General features: G+C 70.5%; 18 protein-coding genes. 5 read left to right on the top strand and 13 right to left on the bottom strand.

The window, feature by feature from the left end; genetic code table 11:
• Nucleotides 1-163 precede the first annotated feature (163 nt).
• The 3 genes from AC0QSG_RS09095 (at nucleotide 164) to AC0QSG_RS09105 (ending at nucleotide 4540) form a co-directional block, all read left to right on the top strand.
• Nucleotides 164-1843: a helicase HerA-like domain-containing protein gene (locus AC0QSG_RS09095; RefSeq protein WP_475375143.1), complete on the top strand. Its 1680-nt coding sequence runs from the start codon at nucleotides 164-166 to the stop codon at nucleotides 1841-1843.
• A 68-nt stretch (nucleotides 1844-1911) separates the two neighbouring features.
• Nucleotides 1912-2883, top strand: coding sequence for a hypothetical protein (locus tag AC0QSG_RS09100; RefSeq protein ID WP_475375144.1), 972 nt, complete (start codon nucleotides 1912-1914; stop codon nucleotides 2881-2883).
• A gap of 130 nt (nucleotides 2884-3013) precedes the next feature.
• The gene (locus AC0QSG_RS09105) at nucleotides 3014-4540 is read left to right on the top strand and encodes a long-chain-fatty-acid--CoA ligase (protein WP_435727353.1); all 1527 of its coding nucleotides are present in this window, start codon (nucleotides 3014-3016) and stop codon (nucleotides 4538-4540) included.
• Here the strand turns inward: AC0QSG_RS09105 and AC0QSG_RS09110 are convergent.
• From AC0QSG_RS09110 to AC0QSG_RS09155, 10 genes are all read right to left on the bottom strand, one after another.
• Nucleotides 4537-6483 (bottom strand): NHL domain-containing thioredoxin family protein, encoded by a 1947-nt coding sequence (locus AC0QSG_RS09110; RefSeq protein ID WP_475375145.1) that lies wholly within the window; start codon nucleotides 6481-6483, stop codon nucleotides 4537-4539. The genes AC0QSG_RS09105 and AC0QSG_RS09110 overlap by 4 nt on opposite strands.
• A 118-nt stretch (nucleotides 6484-6601) precedes the next feature.
• The gene (locus AC0QSG_RS09115) at nucleotides 6602-7507 is read right to left on the bottom strand and encodes a hypothetical protein (protein WP_475375146.1); all 906 of its coding nucleotides are present in this window, start codon (nucleotides 7505-7507) and stop codon (nucleotides 6602-6604) included.
• Nucleotides 7497-9635: a bifunctional copper resistance protein CopD/cytochrome c oxidase assembly protein gene (locus AC0QSG_RS09120; protein ID WP_475375147.1), complete on the bottom strand. Its 2139-nt coding sequence runs from the start codon at nucleotides 9633-9635 to the stop codon at nucleotides 7497-7499. Before AC0QSG_RS09120 ends, AC0QSG_RS09115 begins: the two co-directional genes overlap by 11 nt.
• Nucleotides 9632-10336: a copper resistance CopC family protein gene (locus tag AC0QSG_RS09125; protein WP_475375148.1), complete on the bottom strand. Its 705-nt coding sequence runs from the start codon at nucleotides 10334-10336 to the stop codon at nucleotides 9632-9634. The genes AC0QSG_RS09120 and AC0QSG_RS09125 overlap by 4 nt, the downstream gene beginning before the upstream one ends.
• A gap of 51 nt (nucleotides 10337-10387) precedes the next feature.
• The gene (locus tag AC0QSG_RS09130) at nucleotides 10388-11035 is read right to left on the bottom strand and encodes a hypothetical protein (protein WP_475375149.1); all 648 of its coding nucleotides are present in this window, start codon (nucleotides 11033-11035) and stop codon (nucleotides 10388-10390) included.
• 376 nt (nucleotides 11036-11411) lie between these two features.
• The gene (locus AC0QSG_RS09135) at nucleotides 11412-11696 is read right to left on the bottom strand and encodes an HU family DNA-binding protein (RefSeq protein WP_435727334.1); all 285 of its coding nucleotides are present in this window, start codon (nucleotides 11694-11696) and stop codon (nucleotides 11412-11414) included.
• A gap of 689 nt (nucleotides 11697-12385) precedes the next feature.
• Nucleotides 12386-12691, bottom strand: coding sequence for a 30S ribosomal protein S14 (gene rpsN, locus AC0QSG_RS09140; RefSeq protein WP_435727335.1), 306 nt, complete (start codon nucleotides 12689-12691; stop codon nucleotides 12386-12388).
• A 5-nt stretch (nucleotides 12692-12696) separates the two neighbouring features.
• The gene (gene rpmG, locus AC0QSG_RS09145; RefSeq protein ID WP_435727336.1) at nucleotides 12697-12864 is read right to left on the bottom strand and encodes a 50S ribosomal protein L33; all 168 of its coding nucleotides are present in this window, start codon (nucleotides 12862-12864) and stop codon (nucleotides 12697-12699) included.
• Nucleotides 12864-13100, bottom strand: coding sequence for a 50S ribosomal protein L28 (rpmB, locus tag AC0QSG_RS09150; RefSeq protein ID WP_475375150.1), 237 nt, complete (start codon nucleotides 13098-13100; stop codon nucleotides 12864-12866). Before rpmB ends, rpmG begins: the two co-directional genes overlap by 1 nt.
• A gap of 368 nt (nucleotides 13101-13468) precedes the next feature.
• Nucleotides 13469-13945, bottom strand: a complete 477-nt coding sequence (locus AC0QSG_RS09155; RefSeq protein ID WP_435727338.1) for a MarR family winged helix-turn-helix transcriptional regulator — start codon at nucleotides 13943-13945, stop codon at nucleotides 13469-13471.
• A gap of 239 nt (nucleotides 13946-14184) precedes the next feature.
• Here AC0QSG_RS09155 and AC0QSG_RS09160 point away from each other — a divergent pair, with 239 nt between their 5' ends.
• A complete protein-coding gene (locus tag AC0QSG_RS09160) occupies nucleotides 14185-16137 on the top strand; it encodes an acyl-CoA dehydrogenase family protein (RefSeq protein ID WP_475375151.1) in 1953 nt (650 codons plus the stop codon).
• Between the two features lie 45 nt (nucleotides 16138-16182).
• On the opposite strand, the gene AC0QSG_RS09165 is transcribed toward AC0QSG_RS09160, so the two are convergent.
• Nucleotides 16183-16974, bottom strand: coding sequence for a gamma-glutamyl-gamma-aminobutyrate hydrolase family protein (locus AC0QSG_RS09165; RefSeq protein ID WP_475375152.1), 792 nt, complete (start codon nucleotides 16972-16974; stop codon nucleotides 16183-16185).
• 106 nt (nucleotides 16975-17080) lie between these two features.
• On the opposite strand from AC0QSG_RS09165, the gene AC0QSG_RS09170 reads away from it, so the two are divergent.
• Complete coding sequence (locus AC0QSG_RS09170) at nucleotides 17081-18484, top strand: aminotransferase class III-fold pyridoxal phosphate-dependent enzyme (protein WP_475375153.1); 1404 nt, start codon at nucleotides 17081-17083, stop codon at nucleotides 18482-18484.
• A gap of 10 nt (nucleotides 18485-18494) precedes the next feature.
• On the opposite strand, the gene AC0QSG_RS09175 is transcribed toward AC0QSG_RS09170, so the two are convergent.
• Together AC0QSG_RS09175 and AC0QSG_RS09180 are read right to left on the bottom strand one after the other, a co-directional pair.
• Nucleotides 18495-19721: an MFS transporter gene (locus tag AC0QSG_RS09175; RefSeq protein WP_475375154.1), complete on the bottom strand. Its 1227-nt coding sequence runs from the start codon at nucleotides 19719-19721 to the stop codon at nucleotides 18495-18497.
• A gap of 132 nt (nucleotides 19722-19853) precedes the next feature.
• A complete protein-coding gene (locus AC0QSG_RS09180) occupies nucleotides 19854-20996 on the bottom strand; it encodes a baeRF2 domain-containing protein (protein ID WP_435727344.1) in 1143 nt (380 codons plus the stop codon).
• Between the last annotated feature and the right edge of the window lie 105 nt (nucleotides 20997-21101).

A 21101-nucleotide genomic window follows, 5' to 3' on the forward strand; every position in this document is an offset into this window, starting at 1 on the left:
CGACCAGTCAGCCGTACCGCGGCACTACCGGAAAAACAACGTGGAACACCACCGGCAGCGAGGCCGGGACATCAACGACACCCAAAACCACGTAACTCAAAAGTTCACGTAAACGATCTATCACTCACCACGCATCGGTGGATCGAGGCTTAGGCTGGGTGCCATGTCGACGAGCGCAGCGGCCGGGCAGGCCGAAAAGATCAAGTCCGGCTACACCTTCGAGGGACCCTGCGTGGACCTGGGGGCGGCGCTGGTCGGGGGCGAGGTCCATCCTGACGCACGGGTGCGGCTCCCCCTGAGCATGATGAACCGCCATGGTCTGGTGGCCGGCGCGACCGGCACCGGCAAGACCATCACGCTGCAGGTCATGGCCGAACAGCTCTCCGCCAACGGCGTCCCGGTGTTCCTGACAGACATCAAGGGGGATCTCACCGGCCTCTCGACGCCGGGGACTCCCAGCGACAAGCTGCTGGCCCGCACCAGGAGCGTGGGCATGGACTGGACGCCCAAAACCTTCCCGGTGGAGTATTTTTCCCTCGGCGGCGACGGCGCCGGCATTCCGGTCCGGGCGACGATCTCCTCCTTCGGTCCCCTGTTGCTCTCGCGGATCATGGAGCTGAACGAAACGCAGGAGTCGAGCCTGCAGTTGATCTTCCACTACGCGGACACAAAGGACCTGCTGCTCTACGACCTCAAGGACCTCCGGGCCGTGATCTCGCACCTGACCGGCGACGAGGGCAAGGCGGAACTCCGGGAGCTCGGCGGGCTGTCGAAGGCCACCGCGGGCGTGATCCTGCGTGAACTCGTGGCGCTGGAGGCCCAGGGCCTGGAGAAGTTCTTCGGCGAGCCGGAGTTCGACACCGCCGAGCTGCTGCGCATGGCACCGGACGGCCGCGGCGTCATCTCCTGCCTCGAGCTTCCGACGATTCTGCAGAAGCCGCTGGTGTTCTCCACGTTCCTGGTGTGGCTGCTCGCGGACCTCTTCGAGGAGCTCCCCGAGGTGGGGGACGCCGACAAGCCCAAGCTCGTGTTCTTCCTGGACGAGGCCCATCTGCTGTTCCGTGACGCGTCGAAGGCGTTCCTCGACTCGATCATGACCACCGTGCGCCTGATCCGGTCCAAGGGGGTCGGCGTGTTCTTCGTGACGCAGACGCCCAAAGACGTCCCGGCGGATGTGCTGGGACAGCTCGCGAACCGCGTGCAGCACGCGCTGCGGGCGTTCACCCCCGACGACGCCAAGGCGCTGCGAGCCACCGTTTCCACGTTCCCCGTCAGCGACTACGACCTCGAGGAGGCCCTCACCCAGGCCGGCACGGGCGAGGCGATCGTGACCGTGATGAACGAAAACGGCGCTCCGACGCCGGTCGCGTGGACGCGCATGTGGACACCGGAGTCGACGATGGGCGCCTCGGCCGCGGAGGTCGTCGCCCGGACGGTCTCCGAATCGGCCCTGCTGTCCGTCTATGGAACCGTGACGGACCGCGAGTCCGCCTACGAGGTCCTCAAGGGCAGGGCGACGGCGGAGCCCGCGCCCGGTTCCGCCACGGGCGGTTCGGTGGCCGGCCGGGTGCCGGGCGCCGGACAGTCGCAGGAGGACATCGATGCGGAATCGCGCCGCATCGAGGAGGACATCCTGGGGCGGCCCGGCAGCCTCCCGAACTCCGCACCCCCGTCCCGCGGGGACGATCCGGTTCCGGCCCCCCGCGGGCGGAAGCAGGCGCCGGAGCGCGTGCCGAAACAGGAACAGAACCCGATGATGGATTTCGCCGTCCAGGCCGCAGGGGCCATCGGCAAGGAACTGCTCCGGGGCATGTTCGGCACCAAGCGGCGCCGCCGCCGCTGACCTCCGCGGTGCCTACCGGGAGGACGCGGGCCGGTAACGTAGGAGGGGTGCAGAACGGTTCCCCCCTCGTGAAAGTAGTCGCCGTGTGGCTAGCCGCGCTGATGGTTGTGGCCGTCGCCGCCGTCGTCACCGTGACCATGGTCAACCAGCGCGTGTTCGGCCCGGAGCGCCTGGTGACCGACTACTTCGCGCTGCTCCAGGCCGGCGAAGGCGAGCAGGCCCTTGGGCTTGTGGGCGCCGAGGTGCCCCCGGGCAATGCGCTCCTGCTGGACGGCGAGGGCCTGAAGGCCTCCGTCGCGCCGATCACCGACTTCCGCGTGGCCGGGACCAGCCGGCTGTCCGGCGGGCACGTCGAAGTGACCACCACCTACAGCGTGAACGAATCCGACCACCAGACCGTGTTCCGGCTGCGCAAGTCCGGCAGCGAGTGGATGTTTTTCGACCGGTGGCGGTTCGAGGCGCCACACCTACCGGTGCTCCAGGTCAGGGCGGACACCACGAACGAAGTCCGGGTCAACGGTCTGGCCTCCCCCCTGTCCAAGGGCGTCCAGGGCGTGCCCACCATGTTGCCTTCCGTCGTCGAGGCCAGCTACGAGACCAAGTACTTCGAGGCGCCGGCCAAGACGCGCGTCGTCGACGCCGGCCCGGCGGCCGAGCGCGAGCCGCTGGACCTCGTCACCCGTCCCACCGAGCGACTGGTCGACGAGATCGACGAACAGATCCGCGGCTACCTCGACGGCTGCACGGCGCAGCAGGTCCTGAAGCCGGCCGCCTGCCCCCTGAGCTACAGCACCAACGCCCGCGTTTCCGCCGACACCATCAAGTGGGACGTGGTCGGCTACCCCAAGATCGACGTCGAGGCGTACCAGGGCGGGTGGGTGCTCCGGCCGCTCGAGGTCGACACCCGGCTGACCCTCGTGGAACAGGACCTGATGACCGGCGCGTTCCAGGAGAAGACGGTGACGGAGTCGTTTGGCTTCACGGCCAGGCTCAGCGTCGGCCCGGAGTCCGTGTCCGTCACTCCCGTGATGGGAGACTAGCCGGCCCGCCCGCGGGGTCCGGCCGCCCCAAACCCTTTGGTGAGACTCAGTATCTTGACGTGAGCCTCGGTTTCACAGGAGACTATTGTGACGTGTCACACCCACCAGAGGAGCGGTCTTGTTCGCCACCATGTCTGTCGCCGCAATCATCGCCGAATCCGCCCAGCGGTTCGCGGACCGGCCCGCCGTGACCCTGGCGGGCGAAACGGTCACCTACGCCCAACTGTGGGACCAGACCCGGGCGTACGCCGGAGCCCTGCGCGACGCCGGCGTCCAGCCCGGATCCCGCGTCGCCGTGCTCATCCCCAACGTCACCGACTTCGCCCGCACCTACTATGCCGTGTTGGCCCTCGGCGCGACCGTTGTGCCCATCCATGCCCTGCTCAAGCGGCACGAGATCGAATACGTGCTGCGCGACGCCGAGGCCGGCCTCATGGTCTGCGCCGCTCCGCTGCTCGGGGAGGGGGCGCCCGCCGCGCAGGCCGCGGACACCCGCGTCGTCACGGTGCTGGCACCGGAACCCGGGGTGCACGACCGGCTCGAGGACCTCGCCGCCGCCGCGGAACCGATCGACACGTACCTCCCCATGCGGCCCGAGGACATCGCGACCGTCCTCTACACCTCGGGGACCACGGGCAAGCCCAAGGGGGCGCTGGGCTGCCACCTGGCGCTGCTCGAACAGGTCAACGTCCTGCTCACCAGCACGTTCGATTTCCGCGAGGGCGACCGGATCTTCGGCGGCCTGCCGCTGTTCCACACCTTCGGCCAGACGGTGGTGCTCAACGCCGGGCTGCGCGCCGGCGCCGAGATCATGCTCCTACCCAAGTTCACGCCCGCCGGCGCGCTGGACATGCTGCTCGACGACGGCGTGAACATCTTCTGCGGCGTGCCCACCATGTACCTCGGGCTGCTCCAGGCGTACCGCGACCGCCCGGAGAAGCCGACGGCGCTGCGCTACGCGGTCTCCGGCGGGGCCTCCCTCCCGCTCGCCGCCCTGGGCGCCTTCGAAGAGAACTTCGGATCCAGGGTCTACGAGGGCTACGGCCTGACCGAGACGTCCCCGGTCGCCAGCTTCAACCACGTCGGCCGCGACCCCGTGCCGGGGACGGTCGGGACGCCGATCTGGGGCGTCGACGTCGAAATCGCCCGCGCCGAGGTACCCGACGCGATCGAGCTGCTGCCCCGGGGCGAATTCGGCGAGCTGGTGGTCCGCGGGCACAACCTGTTCTCCGGTTACCTGAACCGCCCGGAGGCCACAGCGGAGGCGGTCGTCGACGGCTGGTTCCGGACCGGGGACCTGGGCACCAAGGACGGGGACGGGTACCTGCGGATCATGGACCGCAAGAAGGACATGATCCTGCGCAACGGCTACAACGTGTACCCGCGGGAGGTGGAGGAGTACCTGATGAACCACCCCGAGATCGCCAACGTCGCCGTGTTCGGCGTCGACGACGACGCGCACGGGCAGGAGATCGTCGCGGCCGTTTCCCCGGTGCCCGGCAGCGGACTCACGGCCGAGGCCGTCCGGAACTACGCCTCGGACGGCCTCGCGGCCTACAAGTACCCGCGGATCGTCCGGCTGGTCAGCGAATTCCCGCTCGGTCCCAGCGGCAAGATCCTCAAGCGGGAACTCGTGGCGCAGTACCGGGCCGACTAGTCCAGGCCGCGCAGGTCCAGCGTCAGTTCGGTCTCGCCGTCCGCGTCGATCAGCACCGGGATGCCCCAGTCCTGCTGGTACAGGTGGCACGCTGCGTGGTCGGGGATCTCTCCGCCGGCCTCGCCGTCGCAGGCCGCGGCGCGGGCCGTGATGTGCAGGACGCCCTCGGACACGTCCGGGTTCAGGCGCAGGGTCCGCGTCAGGCCCACCGACGTTCCGGCGCCGCCCACCAGCAGCTCCTCCGGGGACGCGGAAATCTTCAGCTGGGTCGGGTCGCCCCAGCGGTCGTCCAGCTTCTGGCCCTTCGGGGCCGAGAAGCGGACCACCAGCTCGTGGTCGCCCGGGGCCACCGGAGTCTTCGGGCGGGCCGTCTGCGAGGCGCCCTCGTCGACCGTGAGAGCCTCCTTGGGAAGCGGCAGCCGGACCAGCCGGTGCTGGTTGGTCTCGACCACCAGCAGCACGGGCTCGCCGTCGACCGACGTGTCCAGCAGGACGTCGGAGGGCTCGGACAACCCGCGCGCCAGCGTGGACACGGTGGCGGTGGCCGGGTCGTAGCGGCGCACCGCACCGTTGTACGTGTCGGCGATCGCCACGGAACCATCGGGCAGGACCGTCACGCCGAGCGGGTGCTGCAGGCGCGCCTCGGCGGCGGCGCCGTCGCGGAAGCCGAAGTCGAACAGCCCGGCGCCGATCGCCGTTTCGACGGTGGCCACGCGGCCGTCGTCTCCCAGGCGCAGCACACGCACGGAGGACGTTTCGGAGTCGGCGACCCAGATGTCGCCCTGGGCGTCGTCGGCCAGGCCGGACGACTGGGCGAACCAGGACTGTCCCGGAACCCCGTCCTGCAGGCCCTCGAGCCCGGTGCCGGCGAAGACCTCGAGCGCGCCGGTCACGGGCTCGAACGAGAAGATCTGGTGGGTTCCGGCCATCGCGACGACCAACCGGCCGGCCTTGGCGGACCACAACACGTCCCACGGCGAGGACAGCGACGTCTCGAGGGGGACCGCGCCGAGGTCGTGGACCCAGGCATCGGCGTCGTTCGCGGCGTCTCCCGCGGCGCGCGCCTGGTCGGCGTCGAGCAGGCGCTGGACGCCGTTGCCGGCGACCGTGGTGACCCCGCCCGTGGCGAGGGACAGCCCGCGCAGGCGGTGGTTGACGGTGTCGGCGACGACGACGTCGTATCCCACCTTCGCCGCGACGTCGGCCGGCAGCGCGGCCAGGCCCTGCGGTTCGTTGAAGCGCGCCGTGTCCGCGGATCCGTCCGCGAAGCCCTTGACGCCCTCGCCGATGGTCCGGACCACGGTGGTGAGGTCGTTGCCGAGCTCCACGAGCCGGTGGTGCCCGGAGTCGCCGACCAAGAAGTTGCCGTTCGGCAGGGCCAGGACCTTGCCGGGGAAGCGCAGGTCGCCCTCCAGCGCGGGAGGCGCCACGTACGGCCCGTCGCCGCGGTGAAGCGTGCCCTTGGCCTCGTGCTCGGCGACGAGCTCCCCGACGAGGACCTCCAGCCCGTTCGCGTGGCCCTCGCCGGACAGGTGCGCGGCGATGTAGCCCTCGGGGTCGACGACGACGAGCGTCGGCCAGGCGCGGGCCGAGTACGCCTGCCAGGTCTGCAGCTCCGGGTCGTCCAGGACGGGGTGGTGGATCTCGTAGCGCTCGACCGCGGCGGCCAGGGCCACCGGATCGGCCTCGTGCTCGAACTTCGGGGAGTGCACGCCGACGATGACCAGCAGGTCGCGGTACTTCTCCTCCAGCGGGCGAAGCTCGTCCAGCACGTGAAGGCAGTTGATGCAGCAGAAGGTCCAGAAGTCCAGGACCACGATCTTGCCGCGGAGGTCCTCGAGCGTGACCTGCTTGCCGCCGGTGTTGAGCCAGTTGCGGCCCACCAGTTCGGAGGCCCGCACGCGGTAGGCGGCGCGGACGGATTCGGTGGTTTCTGGACTCATGCTTGCACTCCTGTGACTTTGTCGGCTGACGTAGGGTCTCAACACATTATCCCCGCCGAAGATTCCCCCACGCGCCGAACGTGACGGCGTACGACGGCGGCGGTCCCCGGCGTCGTGCCTATTCCGGCAGTTCCGCGACGGCGGCCTCGAGCACCGCGGAGGCCATGTCCGCGAACTCCTGGGCCTCCAGGCCCTCGACGGCGATGAACGAGACCATCGCGACGTGCCCTTTGCTTTCCCTCATCAGCACCAGGGCCTGCTGGCGCAGGTCGCTGTCGGCGCGGCCGCGCGTCCACAGCAGAGCCGAGTCGGCGGACCCGTCCGCGACGTCGGGGACCGTGCTGGCCAGCGGAACCGTTTCGGTCACGACGCCGCCGTTCGCGCCGTCGGTCTGCATGTTCAGCGTCATCCCGTTGCACTCGCCGAGCATCTTCCCCACGGTGGCGTAGTGGGCGTCCAGCTCCGCGCGGTCGCCGATCGCGGCGACCTCCACGGAACCGGTGGCGGACACCTTCTCCGTGGCGAAGTCCGTCCGGGCGGAGTCCGCCCCGAGCAGGACCGGGGACCAGTTGAGGTCCCGCAGCACGGTCTCGCAGGTCGACGGGATGACGACGACGCCCTCGAGCGCGTCGGCGGGCGCCGAGCGCAGGGCCTCCAGTTGTTCCTCCCCCGCCGGCTGGCTGAGGTCGAAGCCGTAGCTGGCGGCCCGCTCGATCCCGGCGGCGACCGCACGGGCCGAGGCGGCGTCCGCGGGCCCCTCGTCGGCGTCGGCTTCGGCGGGCTCCTGCGTCTCGACGCCCGCGTGCGGATCCGCCGCGGCGCCGGATTCCGCAGGACCGGATCCCCCGGCGCCCGGCTCGGCCGGGGCGCCCGGGGCGCCGCCGCCCGCGCAGCCGGCGAGCGCCAGCACGGCGGCGACCGCTATCGTCACCAGGGCCAGGATCCGGGCCAGGCGCATGGCCGCTACATGGGAGCGGACGCCCGGAGGCGTTCCGCCGCGGGGGCGTGGGGGTTCAGCGGCCACGGTGGTCGATCTCCTCGTCGTGGTTCTTCAGTTGGGTGAACATGCGGTTGTAGGCGGCCAGCTCAGCGTCGTCGTCGCGGTCCGCGGCGCGGTCCTTGCGCTTTGTTTCGCGCGCGTCGTCCCGGCTCCAGGAGACCATGACCCCGAGCGCCAGGAGCAGGGTCGGCACTTCCCCGATGCCCCACATGGCACCGGCGCCGATCTGCTGGTCCTCCATCGCCGACGGCCCCCACGTCCGGCCCATGTTCCCGAACCAGTTGGCCTGCAGCAGGGATTCGCTGCTCATGATGGACACGCCGTAGAACGCGTGGAAGCTCATGGTCGCCAGCAGGATGACCAGGCGCAGCGGATACGGAGCGCGCCGCGGGAGCGGATCGGAGCCGATCATGTTCAGCGCGAAGATGTATCCAGTAAGCAGGAAGTGCAGGTTCATCAGCTCGTGGCCGACGTGCTCGCGCAGAGCGAACCCGAAGAGGTCCGTGTTGTAGAAGATGATGATCGAACCGGCGAAGTTGGCCGCCGCGAACAGCGGATGCGTGACGATCCTCGAGAACCACGAGTGCACCAGCACCAGGATCCACTCGCGCGGTCCGCGGGTTCCGTCCGTCCGGGCGGGCACGGCCTTGAGGGCCAGCGTCACCGGCGAACCGAGCACCAGGAAGAACGGGGCCACCATGGTCAGTGCCATGTGGCCGACCATGTGCATCGAAAACAGCACCATGCCGTATACGGCCGGGGCGCCCGAGGTGATGTAGAAGAGCGCCGCCAGGCCCACCATGAACACGGCCAGACGCGGCACCGGCCACTTGTCGCCGCGGCGCCGCACGGCCACGAAGCCCTTGAGGTAGGCCGCGGCGAGGAAGACGATGATGGCCAGCCAGAACCAGTCGACCCGCCAGACGGTGAGCCAGCTGCCGGAGACCAGTTCCGGGGGAAGATCGTACCCGGTGAGGATTCGGGCGGGCGTCGCGGCGGGCGGGAGGTCCTCCGGAATCGGGGGTGCCGTGCGGGCCAGCGCCGTCGCGATGCCCATCACCGCCGCCATGATGGCCGCCTCCACGGCGACGAGCCGCCACGCGAGGCGCACCGCCGTCGTGCGTCCGGCCTCGAGCAGCCCGATCACGCGGAACCGGTGCGCCAGGCCGAGCAGTCCCAGCACCAGCGTCAGCGACGCCTTCGCGACCAACAGGCCGCCGTAGGGAGTGGCGAGCTGCGCGAGGGATTCCATCCGCACCGAGGCACTGACGATGCCGGAGGCGAAGACCAGGAAGAAGGAGACCGTGGCGAGGGCGGAGAAGCGCCGCAGGACGACGCCGGCCAGGACCGGACGCTCCCCCGTGAACCGGCCCGGCGCCTTGGCCTCGAGCAGGCCCGCGAGGCACGCGAGGACGCCCATGCCTCCGACCCAGAGGGACACGCCCACCAGGTGGAGCAGGATGGCGTTGGTCGCCCCCCAGTGGTCGTCACCGCCCGCTGCGTGGCCGACCAGCGAGACAGGCAGCACGCCCGCGAAAGCGAAGACCGCCGCGATGCCCACCCCGGCCGGGGACCGGACGCCGAAGGCGAGCGAGGCCGTGACGGCCGCGATCGCGACCATCCACGTCCAGGCCTTCCCCAGGGAGATGTTGACGACGTAGTCCGCCAACGCCGCGGTGTACGCGGGATCGGAGCTCAGCGGAAGGCCGGCGACGTCCGAGAAGGTCAGGACCAGCACGGCCGCCGCCGCCAGCGTCCAGACGATGCCGGCGCCGGCCGCCACGTTCATGGCGCGCGCGAATGCGGGGTGCTCGGTTCCGCCGTCCGTGGATCCGGCGCGGCCGTCGCCGCCGCGGCGCGCGCGCTGCGGTCTGGTCGAGCGGGGCAGGACGACGGCGGCGAACACCAGCGCGCCGACCGCCAGGGACATCGATACGTGGTGGATGGCGACGGCGAACGGCAGTCCCCAGCGCGTGAGGGCCCCCGGGTCCGCCAGTTGGCCGGCGACCGTGGATCCGGAGTACAGCAACGCGGCGATCAAGGCGAAAACCCCCGCGATGAGCGCGGGCAGGACCAGCACGGCCCAGCGTCGGTCGCCGCGGCCCGTGGGGTCCGCGGCGCCGACGACTGTCGCCTCGGCGTTCCGGTTCACCGGCGGCGCACCTTGGCCAGCACCACGGCCGCGGCCGCGATTGTCGCCGCGGCGAGGATGACCCAGACCAAGGGCGCGGGCAGGCCTCCGAGCCCCAGGGACCCGGCGTCCGCCGGGTCGGTGGCCCCTTCCTCGGGCGCGGCGGCCGCCGACTCGGACGGGGCTGGTGACGACGCCGCGGGCGACGTCGATTCGCCGGACCCGCCGGCGCCGACGGTGAAGTCGATTGCGCCTCCGTTGGCGGGCGTGCCCTCGATCGGGTGCCCGTCGCTGGAGACCACGCGCCACTGCAGCGCGTAGGACCCGCTTGGCAGTCCCCGTCCGAAGTCGACGGTCAGCGTGTCGCCGTCGACGCTCGGTTCGGCGTCGATTTCCGTTCCGGCGGCGTCCGCCAACTGGACCACCGTGCTGCCCGGAATGGTGTTCAGGGGGTTGCTGAAGCGCAGCGTCGCGGCGTCCGGTGCGGTGTCCACCGTGGCGCCCGCGGCGGGCGTGGATTCGATGAGCTCGTCGTGCGCGAACGCGGCCGGGGCAGCCATGACGGCCGCGCCGGCCAGGAGCAATGCCGCGGCGGCGGACAGGATGGTCCGGATCGCGGCACGCGGCGCCACGATCGCCGTGGCGCGAGTGCGAGCGTGGTTCCGGGGACTTCCGCACCGGGAGTGGTGCTGGTGCTGCTTGGCGATAGGTTCGTTCTGCATGGTGTGTTTCCTGTCTCTCCCCGCGGGGCGGGGCCTGCTGTCTGCGTCGGGCTACGGGGCAGGACAAGCGGGCGGACCGCGGCGGAGTAGGGCGCGCAGCGGAACACCGAGAACGGGCAGGCCCGGCACCTGCACGGCGTCGGGCAGCAGGACGCGGACTTCGACGGGAGCGGGTTTCAGGCCCAGCACCCTGAGCGGCGCGGCGAGGAACGCGGTGTCGGCGACGGCGCGGGCCGCGAGCTCCCCCCGCCGGAGGGCCAGGACCGTGCAGAGGGCCGCGACCACGTGTGCGACCGGCATCCAGGCGGCCTCGGTGGGCACGGGGCCGGACGCCGTCGTCGTTGCCGTGGAGATGAGCATCTGCGAGTCGACGCCCGTGACGCCGTGCGTTCCGTGCCCGGCGCGCCCCGGCGTCGTCATGGCTGGCGTGTGGAGGTCCGATCCGCCGGCCGGGTGGCCCAGCCCGAACGCCAGATGGTAAATAGCCTGGCTGCACAAGACGGCGAGCGTCGTTCGGGCCAGCGCGAGCCCCCGGCCCGCGAAGGCCGTGCAGATGGCGGCGGAGGCGACGAGGAGCAGGACCAGAACTTCCACGGCCGGGAGGCCTCCGCCGGCCAGCGCGTGCGAGGCCGCGGCGAGCCCGGTCGCCGTCAGGGCACCGAGCCACCCGCGCAGCAGGCGCGTGCGGCGGTGGTCCACGGGACGGCTCCTCCGGTCGTTTCGGGCTGCCGGTTACGGCGGCTTGTCGCTGCGGTGGGTGCGGGCTGCTCGTTTCGGCGGATTGAATGGCGGTCCGCGGACTGGGCTTGTCGCCCCGCGGGGTCCCATCGACCCCCTCATGTTCCCACGGAAGATGCGGCCATGCCCATTCGAAACAACCCCAATTCTACGTCACGTAGAATCTGGCTGCCCCCGGGCCGTCGAAGGCAGGCACCGGATCGGCGTCGGCCCGGAAGGCGGTCCGGCGAGCGGTCCGGCGAGCGGTCCGGAGGCGGCTCGCGGACATTGCCCGGGACACACAGCGAGGGCCCGTCCTCCCCAGTGGGGCGGACGGGCCCTCGACAGGCGGCGCGAACTACTTCTTCGCGACGGCTGCCTTCAGCTTGGAGCCGGCGGTCAGCTTGACCGAGTGGCCGGCCGGGATCTGGATGGTGTCGCCGGTCTGCGGGTTGCGGCCGGTGCGGGCGGCGCGGTCGGTGCGCTCGACTGCGAGCCAGCCCGGGATCGACACCTTTTCGCCCTTGGAAACCTGGTCAACGAACACCTCGAACACCGAGTCCAGAACGCCGTTCACGGCGACCTGGGAGTTGCCGGTCTTCTCGGCGACGGCTGCAACGAGTTCACTACGGTTCATAGCCAATGTATGTCCTCCTGGACTGTTCCTTTCCGGCGCGGATCGGCCGGAACGCCCCGCGGTTACGGGGACTTCTGAAAGGAAACTACCAGCCGCGGAGGGCAGACACGCCCAGTTTCGGGGGGTTTGACCCGAATATTTTGGATTTTCCGCGGAATTTAGGGGTTTTTCAGCTGTCCGCGTGATTTCCGGCGCCAATTTGGGCACCGCGGCCGCTCCACCCGCTCCAGGCGCCGCGTGGCCGTCGGACGCTCGGGACCGGACCCACGCCGTCGCCCGTCCTGAACACTTTCGGCTTCAAACGTCCGCATCGGCACAGGTCGCAAGCCGTCGCACGACGCAAACCCGCTCACGAAGGTCCGAAACCGCTCACGACGGCCCGGTTGCCCCCGCCACAGGCCCACGATCCCGCAATCCGGGCACAAAAGAGGCGAGACCGCCCGCTCCAGGCGCCGCGTCGCCGTCGTACGCTCGGGACCGGGCCCACGCCGTCGCCCGTCCTGAACACTTTCGGCTTCAAACGTCCGCATCGGCGCAGGTCGCAAGCCGTCGCACGACGCAAACCCGCTCACGAAGGTCCGAAACCGCTCACGACGGCCCGGTTGCCCCCGCCACAGGCCCACGATCCCGCAATCCGGGCACAAAAAGAGGCGAGGGCCCCTCCGGAGGGACCCTCGCCGCACGCTCGCTGGTGGTTACCAGGAAGACTTGGTGATGCCCGGAAGCTCGCCCTTGTGGGCCATGTCGCGGAAGCGGATGCGGGAGATCCCGAACTTCTGGAACGTGCCGCGGGGGCGGCCGTCGATGGCGTCGCGGTTGCGCAGGCGCACCGGCGAGGCGTTGCGGGGCAGCTTCTGCAGGCCCAAGCGGGCCTCTTCGCGTGCCTCGTCGGTCGCGTTTTCGTCGACCAGGGTCTTCTTCAGCTCGGCACGTTTCGCGGCGTAGCGCTCAACGACGACCTTGCGCTGCTCGTTGCGAGCAATCTTGGACTTCTTAGCCATAGGGTTTAGCGCTCCTCTCGGAATTCAACGTGCTTGCGGATAACCGGGTCGTACTTCTTCAGGACCATGCGGTCCGGGTTGTTACGACGGTTCTTGCGCGTCACGTACGTGAATCCGGTGCCCGCGGTGGACTTGAGCTTGATGATGGGACGTACGTCCTGTGCCTTAGCCACTAGAGCTTCACACCCTTCGCAATCAGGTCGCCAACAACGCGCTCGATGCCACGCACGTCAATCGTCTTGATGCCCTTGGCGGACAGCGTCAACGTGACGTTGCGGCGCAGGGACGGAACCCAGTAGCGCTTCTTCTGGATGTTCGGGTCGAACCGACGCTTGTTGCGGCGGTGCGAGTGGGAGATGCTGTGTCCGAAGCCCGGAACCGCACCTGTCACCTGGCATACAGCTGCCATGATCACTCCTCAGTAGTAGTAAAAATTGACGGTACTCGTAACAGATACAGCGCGTTGTTGCTGCCTCTGGACCTGCGTAAAGAGTCCCGCCACCAGTTGTGACACCGTTTATTACTGCGAACCTTGAAGGTAACCAGGTTGGGTGAGAACCAACCGAAGCGCCTCGCCGCGTGAAAGTACGGTGAACCTCAGGACCGGTCGAGCATTTTTCCCTACTCGGTTGATCCAGATATTCGGTATTACGGGTAAACACGCGGTTTTCCCAGCCACCCCCGAAGGAGCACGGCAGAGAGCCCGCGTGACTTAACGCCTTACTATCTTAGGCCGGGCACGTCGCTATCGCAAAACCGAAGCGCGCGACGCGGGCCCTACTCCCGAAAGATCCAGTGGGCCGGGTCGATGCCGGCAATGACCTTGCGGCCGATGCGCGCGAGATCGGTCACATCCTGGTCGCTGAGGCCGTCGAAAATCATCCGCCGCACCGACTCGACGTGCTTGGGTGCGAGGTCCTCGAGCATCTCCATCCCCTCGTCGCGCAGGTGGGCCATGGTCACGCGCGCGTCGGCGGGACTCTGGGTGCGTTCCACCCAGCCGCGGGTCTCGAGCTTCTTGACCACGTGGCTCAGCCGGGACAGCGAGGCGTTGGTCAGTCCCGCCAGTTGGCTCATCGCGAGCATCCGCCCGTCGGCCTCGGAGAGCATGGCCAGCACGTTGTAGTCGAAGAGCGTGATGCGCGCTTGCCGGTGCAGTTCGCTGTCCAGCCGGCTCGGCATGTGCATGGAAACGGCGAGGAGGGCCAGCCAGGAGTCGCGCTCCTGCGGCGAAAGCCAGCGGGGTTCGGTCATGCGTCCTAGTTTGGCATAGGGCACGCGCGGCGCCGCTCCGCCTCCCCTCCGCCCCAGCCACCCGAAGTGGACGACACCACGGTTCGTTAACCCCCGGCAATGTCCACTTCCGGGGGTGGGGCGGAGGCATGGCCTTGGGCGCTACCAATGGGTAGCCTTGGCATCACGTGAGGGCCCCCGGCCCGGCGGGCCCCACCCCACGCGCCGCCCGCGCGGCGCACCCGCCGAGGGAGTCCGCCATGGAAAGACCCCGCACCACGGCCCGGAACGACGCCGACGTCGCCCGCGCCATCGCGGAGGAGGCCCGCGAGTCCGAATGGACCAGACCGAGCTTCGCCAAGGGCCTGTATCTGGGCCACTTCGATTGGCCGCTGGTCCACCCGCATCCCGAGCCGCCGGAGGAGGACTCGGCCCGCGGCGCCGAGTTCCTCGCCCGGCTGGCCGACGCCGTGCGCGGGTTCGACGGCGGGCTGATCGAGCGCGAATCCCGCATCCCCGACGAGTACATCCGCACGCTCGCCGAACTCGGCGTGTTCGGCATGAAGATCCCGCGCGACTACGGCGGCCTGGGCCTGACGCTCGCGGACTACGGCCGGGCCCTGATGCTCCTGGGCTCCGTCAGCCCAAGCATCGGCGCACTCGTCTCGGCCCACCTCTCGATCGGCGTGCCGGAGCCGGTCCGCATGTTCGGAACCGAGGAGCAAAAGCGCGCCTTCCTCCCGCGCTGCGCGGCCGGCGCCATCACCGCCTTCCTGCTGACCGAGAACGACGTCGGCTCCGACCCCGCGCGCATGGGCACCACGGCCACGGCGTCCGACGACGGCGAGTCCTACGTCCTCAATGGCGCCAAGCTGTGGACGACGAACGGCGTCGTGGCCGAACTCGTCGTGGTGCTGGCCGCCGTCGACCCGATACCGCTGCCCGACGGCACCACATCCAAGGGCGGAATCACCGCCTTCGTCGTCGAGGCGGACTCCCCCGGTTTGGTCGTCGAGAACCGCAACGCGTTCATGGGCCTGAGGGGAATCGAAAACGGGGTCACCCGGTTCCGGAACGTGCGGGTCCCGTCCGCCAACCGGCTGGGACGCGAGGGGCAGGGCATGCGGATCGCCCTGAGCACGCTCAACACCGGCCGGTTGTCGCTTCCGGCCATCTGCGCGGGGGGCGGCAAGTGGGCGCTGAAGATCAGCCGCGAGTGGTCCACCGCGCGGGTGCAGTGGGGCAAGCCGATCGGCCGGCACGAGGCCGTCGGGCAGAAAATCGCCTTCATCGCGGCCACGACGTTCGCGCTCGAGTCCGTGTTCGAGCTCTCCGCGGCCCTCGCCGATTCGGGGATGAAGGACGTCCGGCTCGAGGCCGCGATCGCCAAGTTGTTCAGCTCCGAAATGGCGTGGCGGGTCGCCGACGAGCTGGTCCAGGTCCGGGGCGGCAGGGGCTACGAGACCGCGGACTCGCTGCGCGCCCGAGGAGAGCGCGCCGTGCCCGCGGAGCAGCTCCTCCGGGACCTGCGCATCAACCGGATCTTCGAGGGGTCCACGGAAATCATGCGGCTGCTGATCGCCCGCGAGGCCGTCGACGCGCACCTCAAGGCCTCCGGCGACCTCGCCGACAAGGACGCCGGGTTGGCGGACAGGGGCCGGGCGGCGGCGGGGGCATCGGGCTTCTACGCCAGATGGTTGCCCACGCTAGCGGCGGGACCGGGCCTGTTGCCGACGTCGTACCGGGAACTCGGCGCGCTGGGGAGGCATGTCCGCTACGCCGAGCGCGCCTCCCGGCGCCTGGCCCGGAACACGTTCGCGGGCATGGCGCGCTGGCAGGCCGGCATGGAGAACCGGCAGGTCTTCCTGGGCCGGGTCGTGGACATCGGCGCCGAACTGTTCGCCATGTCCGCCTGCGTCTCCCGGGCCGAGCTGCTCCGCAAGCGCGACGGCGCGCGGGGACGGGAAGCAGCGGAACTGGCGGACGCGTTCTGCCGCCAGTCCCGCGGCCGGGTCGAGCTGCTGTTCAGGACCCTGTGGCGGAACACGGACGCCGCGGACCGCCGGCTGTCCCAGCGCGTGCTGGAGGACAGGTACGCCTGGCTGGAGGCCGGCGTCCTCGACGGGTCCGAGGGCACCGGGCCGTGGATCGCCGAATGGTCGGCCGACGGCGCCAAGCTGCCGGACCGGCGCAGGCCCTACGGCGCCGGCTGAGGCCCGGTCCGCTTGCCGGTGCACGGTCCCGTCCGCGGGGTCGCGTCAGGCCGGAACGCTGCCGACGCCGGCTCGCCGTTCGGAGCGGCGGCGGCATTCGGCGACAAACGGCTCGAGCACGGCCGCGAACTGACCCTCGGGGGTGCCCTCGTGTTCCGGGTGCCACTGCACGGCCACCAGCCAGTCGTCGCCGGCGGGCAGCTCGATGGCCTCCACCAGGCCGTCGGGCGCGAAGGCGGACGCAACCAGCCGCTCCCCCAACGTATCGATCCCCTGGTGGTGTCCTGACATCACGTCCGCGGCGGCGCCCAGCATCCCGGCCAGGCGCGATCCGGGCACGATCTCCACCGGGTGGGCCACCATCGCCTCGCCCGGCGAGTGGTCCTTGTGCCCCGAGTCCGGTCCGAGGTCCTCGGTAAGCGTGCCCCCGAACGCCACGTTGATCAGCTGCAGACCCCGGCAGACGCCGAAGACCGGACGCTCCAGCGCCAGCGCCCCGAGGATCAGCGCGATCTCCAGGTCGTCGGCGCCCCGGTCCGCGTCGACGACGCTCGGGTGTCCGTCGCTGCCGTAGAGAAACGGGTCCACGTCGCCCCCGCCGAGGATCAGCGCGCCGTCGATTCCGGCGGCGTCGGCGAGGCTCCGGCGGCGCCCGTCCGCGTCCTCCGCCGCGGAGTCCAGCACGACGGCGGTGCCTCCGGCCGCCTCGACGGCGGCGGCCGCGAGTCCCGTCAAACGGACGAGATCGGCGCGGTAGGCGTAGGAATAGGCCTCCGCGGACGCCGGGAAAGACAACGCGATGACAGGTCTGGTCACGGCCTCAGGGGATGCAGTCATGCCTGTAGGGTATCCGAGCCGGACGTCACGCGGGGGATCGTGGGGCACCCTGTGGACATCCCGCTGGGTAGGGTGGCACCGAGACACTCCGCGAAAGGAACCGCCCATGTTTTCGGAAACCGCCACCCCCGTCACGGACGCCGACATCGAGGCCGGACGCCGCGCCCACGCGCTGGACCGCGACCACGTCTTCCACTCGTGGCAGGCCCAGGGGCCGTTCAACCCCATGACGATTCTCCGCGGCGAAGGATCCCTGGTCTGGGACGGGGACGGCACCCGCCTGATCGACCTCTCGAGCCAGCTGGTGAACACGAACATCGGGCACCAGCACCCCAAGGTGGTCGCCGCCATCCAGAAGCAGGCCGGGAAGCTGTGCACGATCGCGCCGCAGCATGTCAACGACGCCCGCTCGGAGGCGGCCCGGCTCATCGCCGAGCTGACCCCCGGGGACCTGAACCACGTGTTCTTCACCAACGGCGGGGCCGAGGCCGTCGAACACGCCATCCGCATGGCGCGCCTGCACACCGGACGCAAGAAGGTCTTCTCCGCCTACCGCAGCTACCACGGCGGCACCCAGCTCGCCATCAACGCCACCGGCGACCCTCGCCGTTTCGCGAACGACGACGGCGACTCCGGCGTCGTGCACTTCCTCCCCGCGTACCGGTACCGCTCCCACTTCGGCTCCACCACCGAGGCGGAGGAGTCCGAACGCGCGCTGCGCCACCTGACGGACATGATCGAGCTCGAGGGTCCGGCCAACATCGCCGCCGTGATGCTCGAGTCCGTGCCCGGCACCGCCGGGATCTACCTTCCCCCCGCGGGCTACCTGGCCGGCGTCCGGGAACTGACCCGCAAGTACGGGATCATGTTCATCGCGGACGAGGTCATGGCCGGCTTCGGGCGCACCGGCCGCTGGTTCGCGATCAACCACTGGGACGTCGAGCCGGACCTGCTCACCTTCGCCAAGGGCGTCAATTCCGGCTACGTGCCGCTCGGCGGCGTCGCGATGTCCGACGCCGTCTTCGACACCTTCCGCGAGCGCCCCTACCCCGGTGGACTCACCTACTCGGGCCACCCGCTCGCCTGCGCCGCCGCCGTCGCCACCATCAACGCGATGCGCGAGGAGGGCATGGTGGAGAACGCCGCCCGGCTCGGCGACGACGTCATCGGCCCGACCCTGCGCGAGCTGGCCGCGCGCCACCCCTCGATCGGCGAGGTCCGCGGAACAGGGTGCTTCTGGGCGGTCGAACTGGTGCGGGACCGGGAAACCCGCGAGCCGCTGGCCGCCTACGGCGGCTCCTCGCCCGAGATGAACCAGGTGATCGCTGCGCTGAAGGCCGAGGGCGTGCTGCCCTTCGCCAACTTCAACCGGATCCACGTGGTCCCGCCGCTGAACATCCCCGACGACCTCCTGCGGGAGGGCCTTGCCGCCTTGGACCGCGCCCTCGACGTCGCCGACGGGTTCGTCCGCGAAGGCCAGGCGGACGCCGCGACGGGGAGGCCCGCCTAGGCTCCCCCTACTAGTCCAGGACGTAGCGGTCGCGACCGACGAGCAGGCCCGTCCAGGCCTGGCCGACGGTCGCGACCGCTACGACGGCGAGCGGCCACAGCCACTCCCCCGTCCAGCCGTAGAGTGCACCGAACAGCGGTGGTCCGGCGGCCGCCAACAGGTAGCCCACCGACTGCGCCATCCCGGACAGCGCGCTGGCGTGCTGGTGGGTGCGCGCCCGGAGCCCGAACAGGGACAGCGCCAGCACCAGGGAACTGCCGCAGCCGAACCCGATCACCAGCACCCACAGGAGCATGGCGCCGGGCGCCAGCACCAATCCGGCGAGTCCAACGGCGGTCAGCAGGGTCGGCAAGGCCGGCGCCACGTGGCTCAACCGGCCGCGCATGAGGCGTGGCGTCAGGAGGCTGGCGGCGACACCGATGAGTTGGAAGCCCATGAGGTCCCAGCCGGATCCGGCGTCCGAGCGCCCGTAGGACCGTTCCAGGGTGGGGAGCCAGCTGATCAGGATGAAGAAGACCATCGACTGGAACCCCATGTACAGGGTGACCTGCCAGGCGAGCGCGGATCCCCACACGCTCCGGCCGCGGCCGCCGGCCGGGGCGATGGTAGGAACCGCCACGGGGATCGCGGGCCCGCCCCCGTGCTTGAGCCGCGGCAGCCACACGGCCAGCACGGGAACCACGAGGATTACGAACGCGACGAGGGCGAAGCGCCATCCCGCCGGGGCGCCGTCGGGCCCGATCGGGAGACGGGACAGCGGAAAGGACAGCCCCGCGCCCAGCGACGCGACGCCGCCGAGCACGGCGGAATAGGCCCCGGTCAGTTGCGCCATCCGGTCCGGGAAGTCGCGCTTGATGATCGCCGGCAGCAACACGTTGCACACCGCGATCGCCGAGCCCAGCAGGAACGTCCCGATCCAGAGGTTGGCCAGCGTGCCCGGGACGGGGCGCAGCAGCGTTCCGGCCGCGAGCAGCAGCAACGCGCCGAAAACGGTGCGTTCGACGCCGAACCTGACCGCGAGGCCGTGCGTCAGCGAGGAGACGGTGGCGAACGCGAGGAGCGGAACCGCGGCGAGCAGCCCCAGCGCCGCTGCGCCCAGCCCGGTCTCCGCGCCGATCTGGTCCAGGACGGGACCGACCGCGGTGATCACCGGGCGGAGGTTCGCGGCCACCAGCAGGACGCCGAGCATCAGCAGTGCGTTCGACCCCGCATGGGTCCCGGTGCCGGCGGTGGCCAAGGATTGCTCCTGTCGTGAGGGGCGGATGTCATGCCCATCAAACAGCACGGCCGCGCCGGCGCCAAAAGACGCCCGCGCGGCCGCGGTGCCGGGCCGTTGTTGTCGGCGCGCCGCGCCGACGGCCTTCGGGTCCTAGCCGGAGGCGTGGCCGTTCGGCCAGCGCAGCAGGGCCGCGATGGTGGCCCCCGCGGGGAGGACGCCCGGCGGGACATAGCGGATGGACGCGTCCGTCAGGGCGGCCGCCCGCAGGAGGACCTCCGGCGCCGGCCACGAACCGATGGTCTCCGCCCCTTGGCCGTCGGATCCCTCCGTCGCCAGCCAGGGCTCCGCCGCCAGCGCCAGCAGCGAATGGTCGTCCTGGAACTCGGACACGACGACGGTCTCCGCCTGGGCGCGCTGCAGCGCGGCCACGACCTCCTCGAAGCCGAGGACGGCTCCGGGATGGTCGCCGTTGGCGCGGTTTCCGATCTTCTCCGTCAGCTGGTTGATGTCGTCGGCCAGCACCTCGGAGACGCGGGCGTCCACCGCCTTCGCCACGGTGTCCTGGTCCGCCCCTCCGGTGCGGGTGTGCTGGTCCAGTTCCGTGGTGAGCGCACGCGTCGCCTCCGCCAGCTGGCTGTGCACGAGTTCCCGTGCCTTCACGTCCCCGGACAGCACCACGAGCCGCGCGCGGTTCTCGCGCACGACCTCGTCGATGTGCTTGGCCAGTTCGTCCGCGTTCCGGCGCCAGATCTCCTCCGTCTGCGCCCGGTTCTGCGGTTCGTTGTACGCGCCCGGGACGCGCCGTGCGTGGTGGGCCTCCTCCGGGTCTCCGGAGACGCTGCGCTGTTCGTGCACGCCCGGAGCGGCGGAGTGGAGCAGGCGTACCTCACCGCCGTCGCGCCCGACCTCGGCCGTGACGTAGGCGAACTGGCCTCCGCGGGCGCGTGCCAGCGGCACCAGGTTGGGGAACGGACCGCACTCGACGCGGGGGTCCCCGGCCTCGTGCCCCTGGACCAACTCGTCGAGCACCACCTCGCCGTTGTTCACCGCGACGAAACGGGCCACGGGCGACGGGACGCCATCCGCGGGGCGCATGGCCGACCGCATGGCCTCGACGTCGCCGGGCTTGGCCTGCTGGCTGGACAACAGTTGCGCGACGGATTCGGGCAGCCGGTCGGCGGCCTCCTGGGCCCCCGCCGTGCCGAGGGACGCGTCCACGAAGGCGGTGCACCAGGGCCCGTCCTTGCGGTACAACGTGGCATCGATTCCGTTGGAACCTGCCCTATTTGCCATGGGGAAACTCCTTCCCACACGGCTGCACAGCCGTGTGCCTACTGGATCCGTTCGTTCACCGTAGCACCGGGCCACGCTGGCCGAAAGGGGGACCCTCCACGCTCG

This window comes from Arthrobacter sp. LT660, from assembly GCF_056172845.1.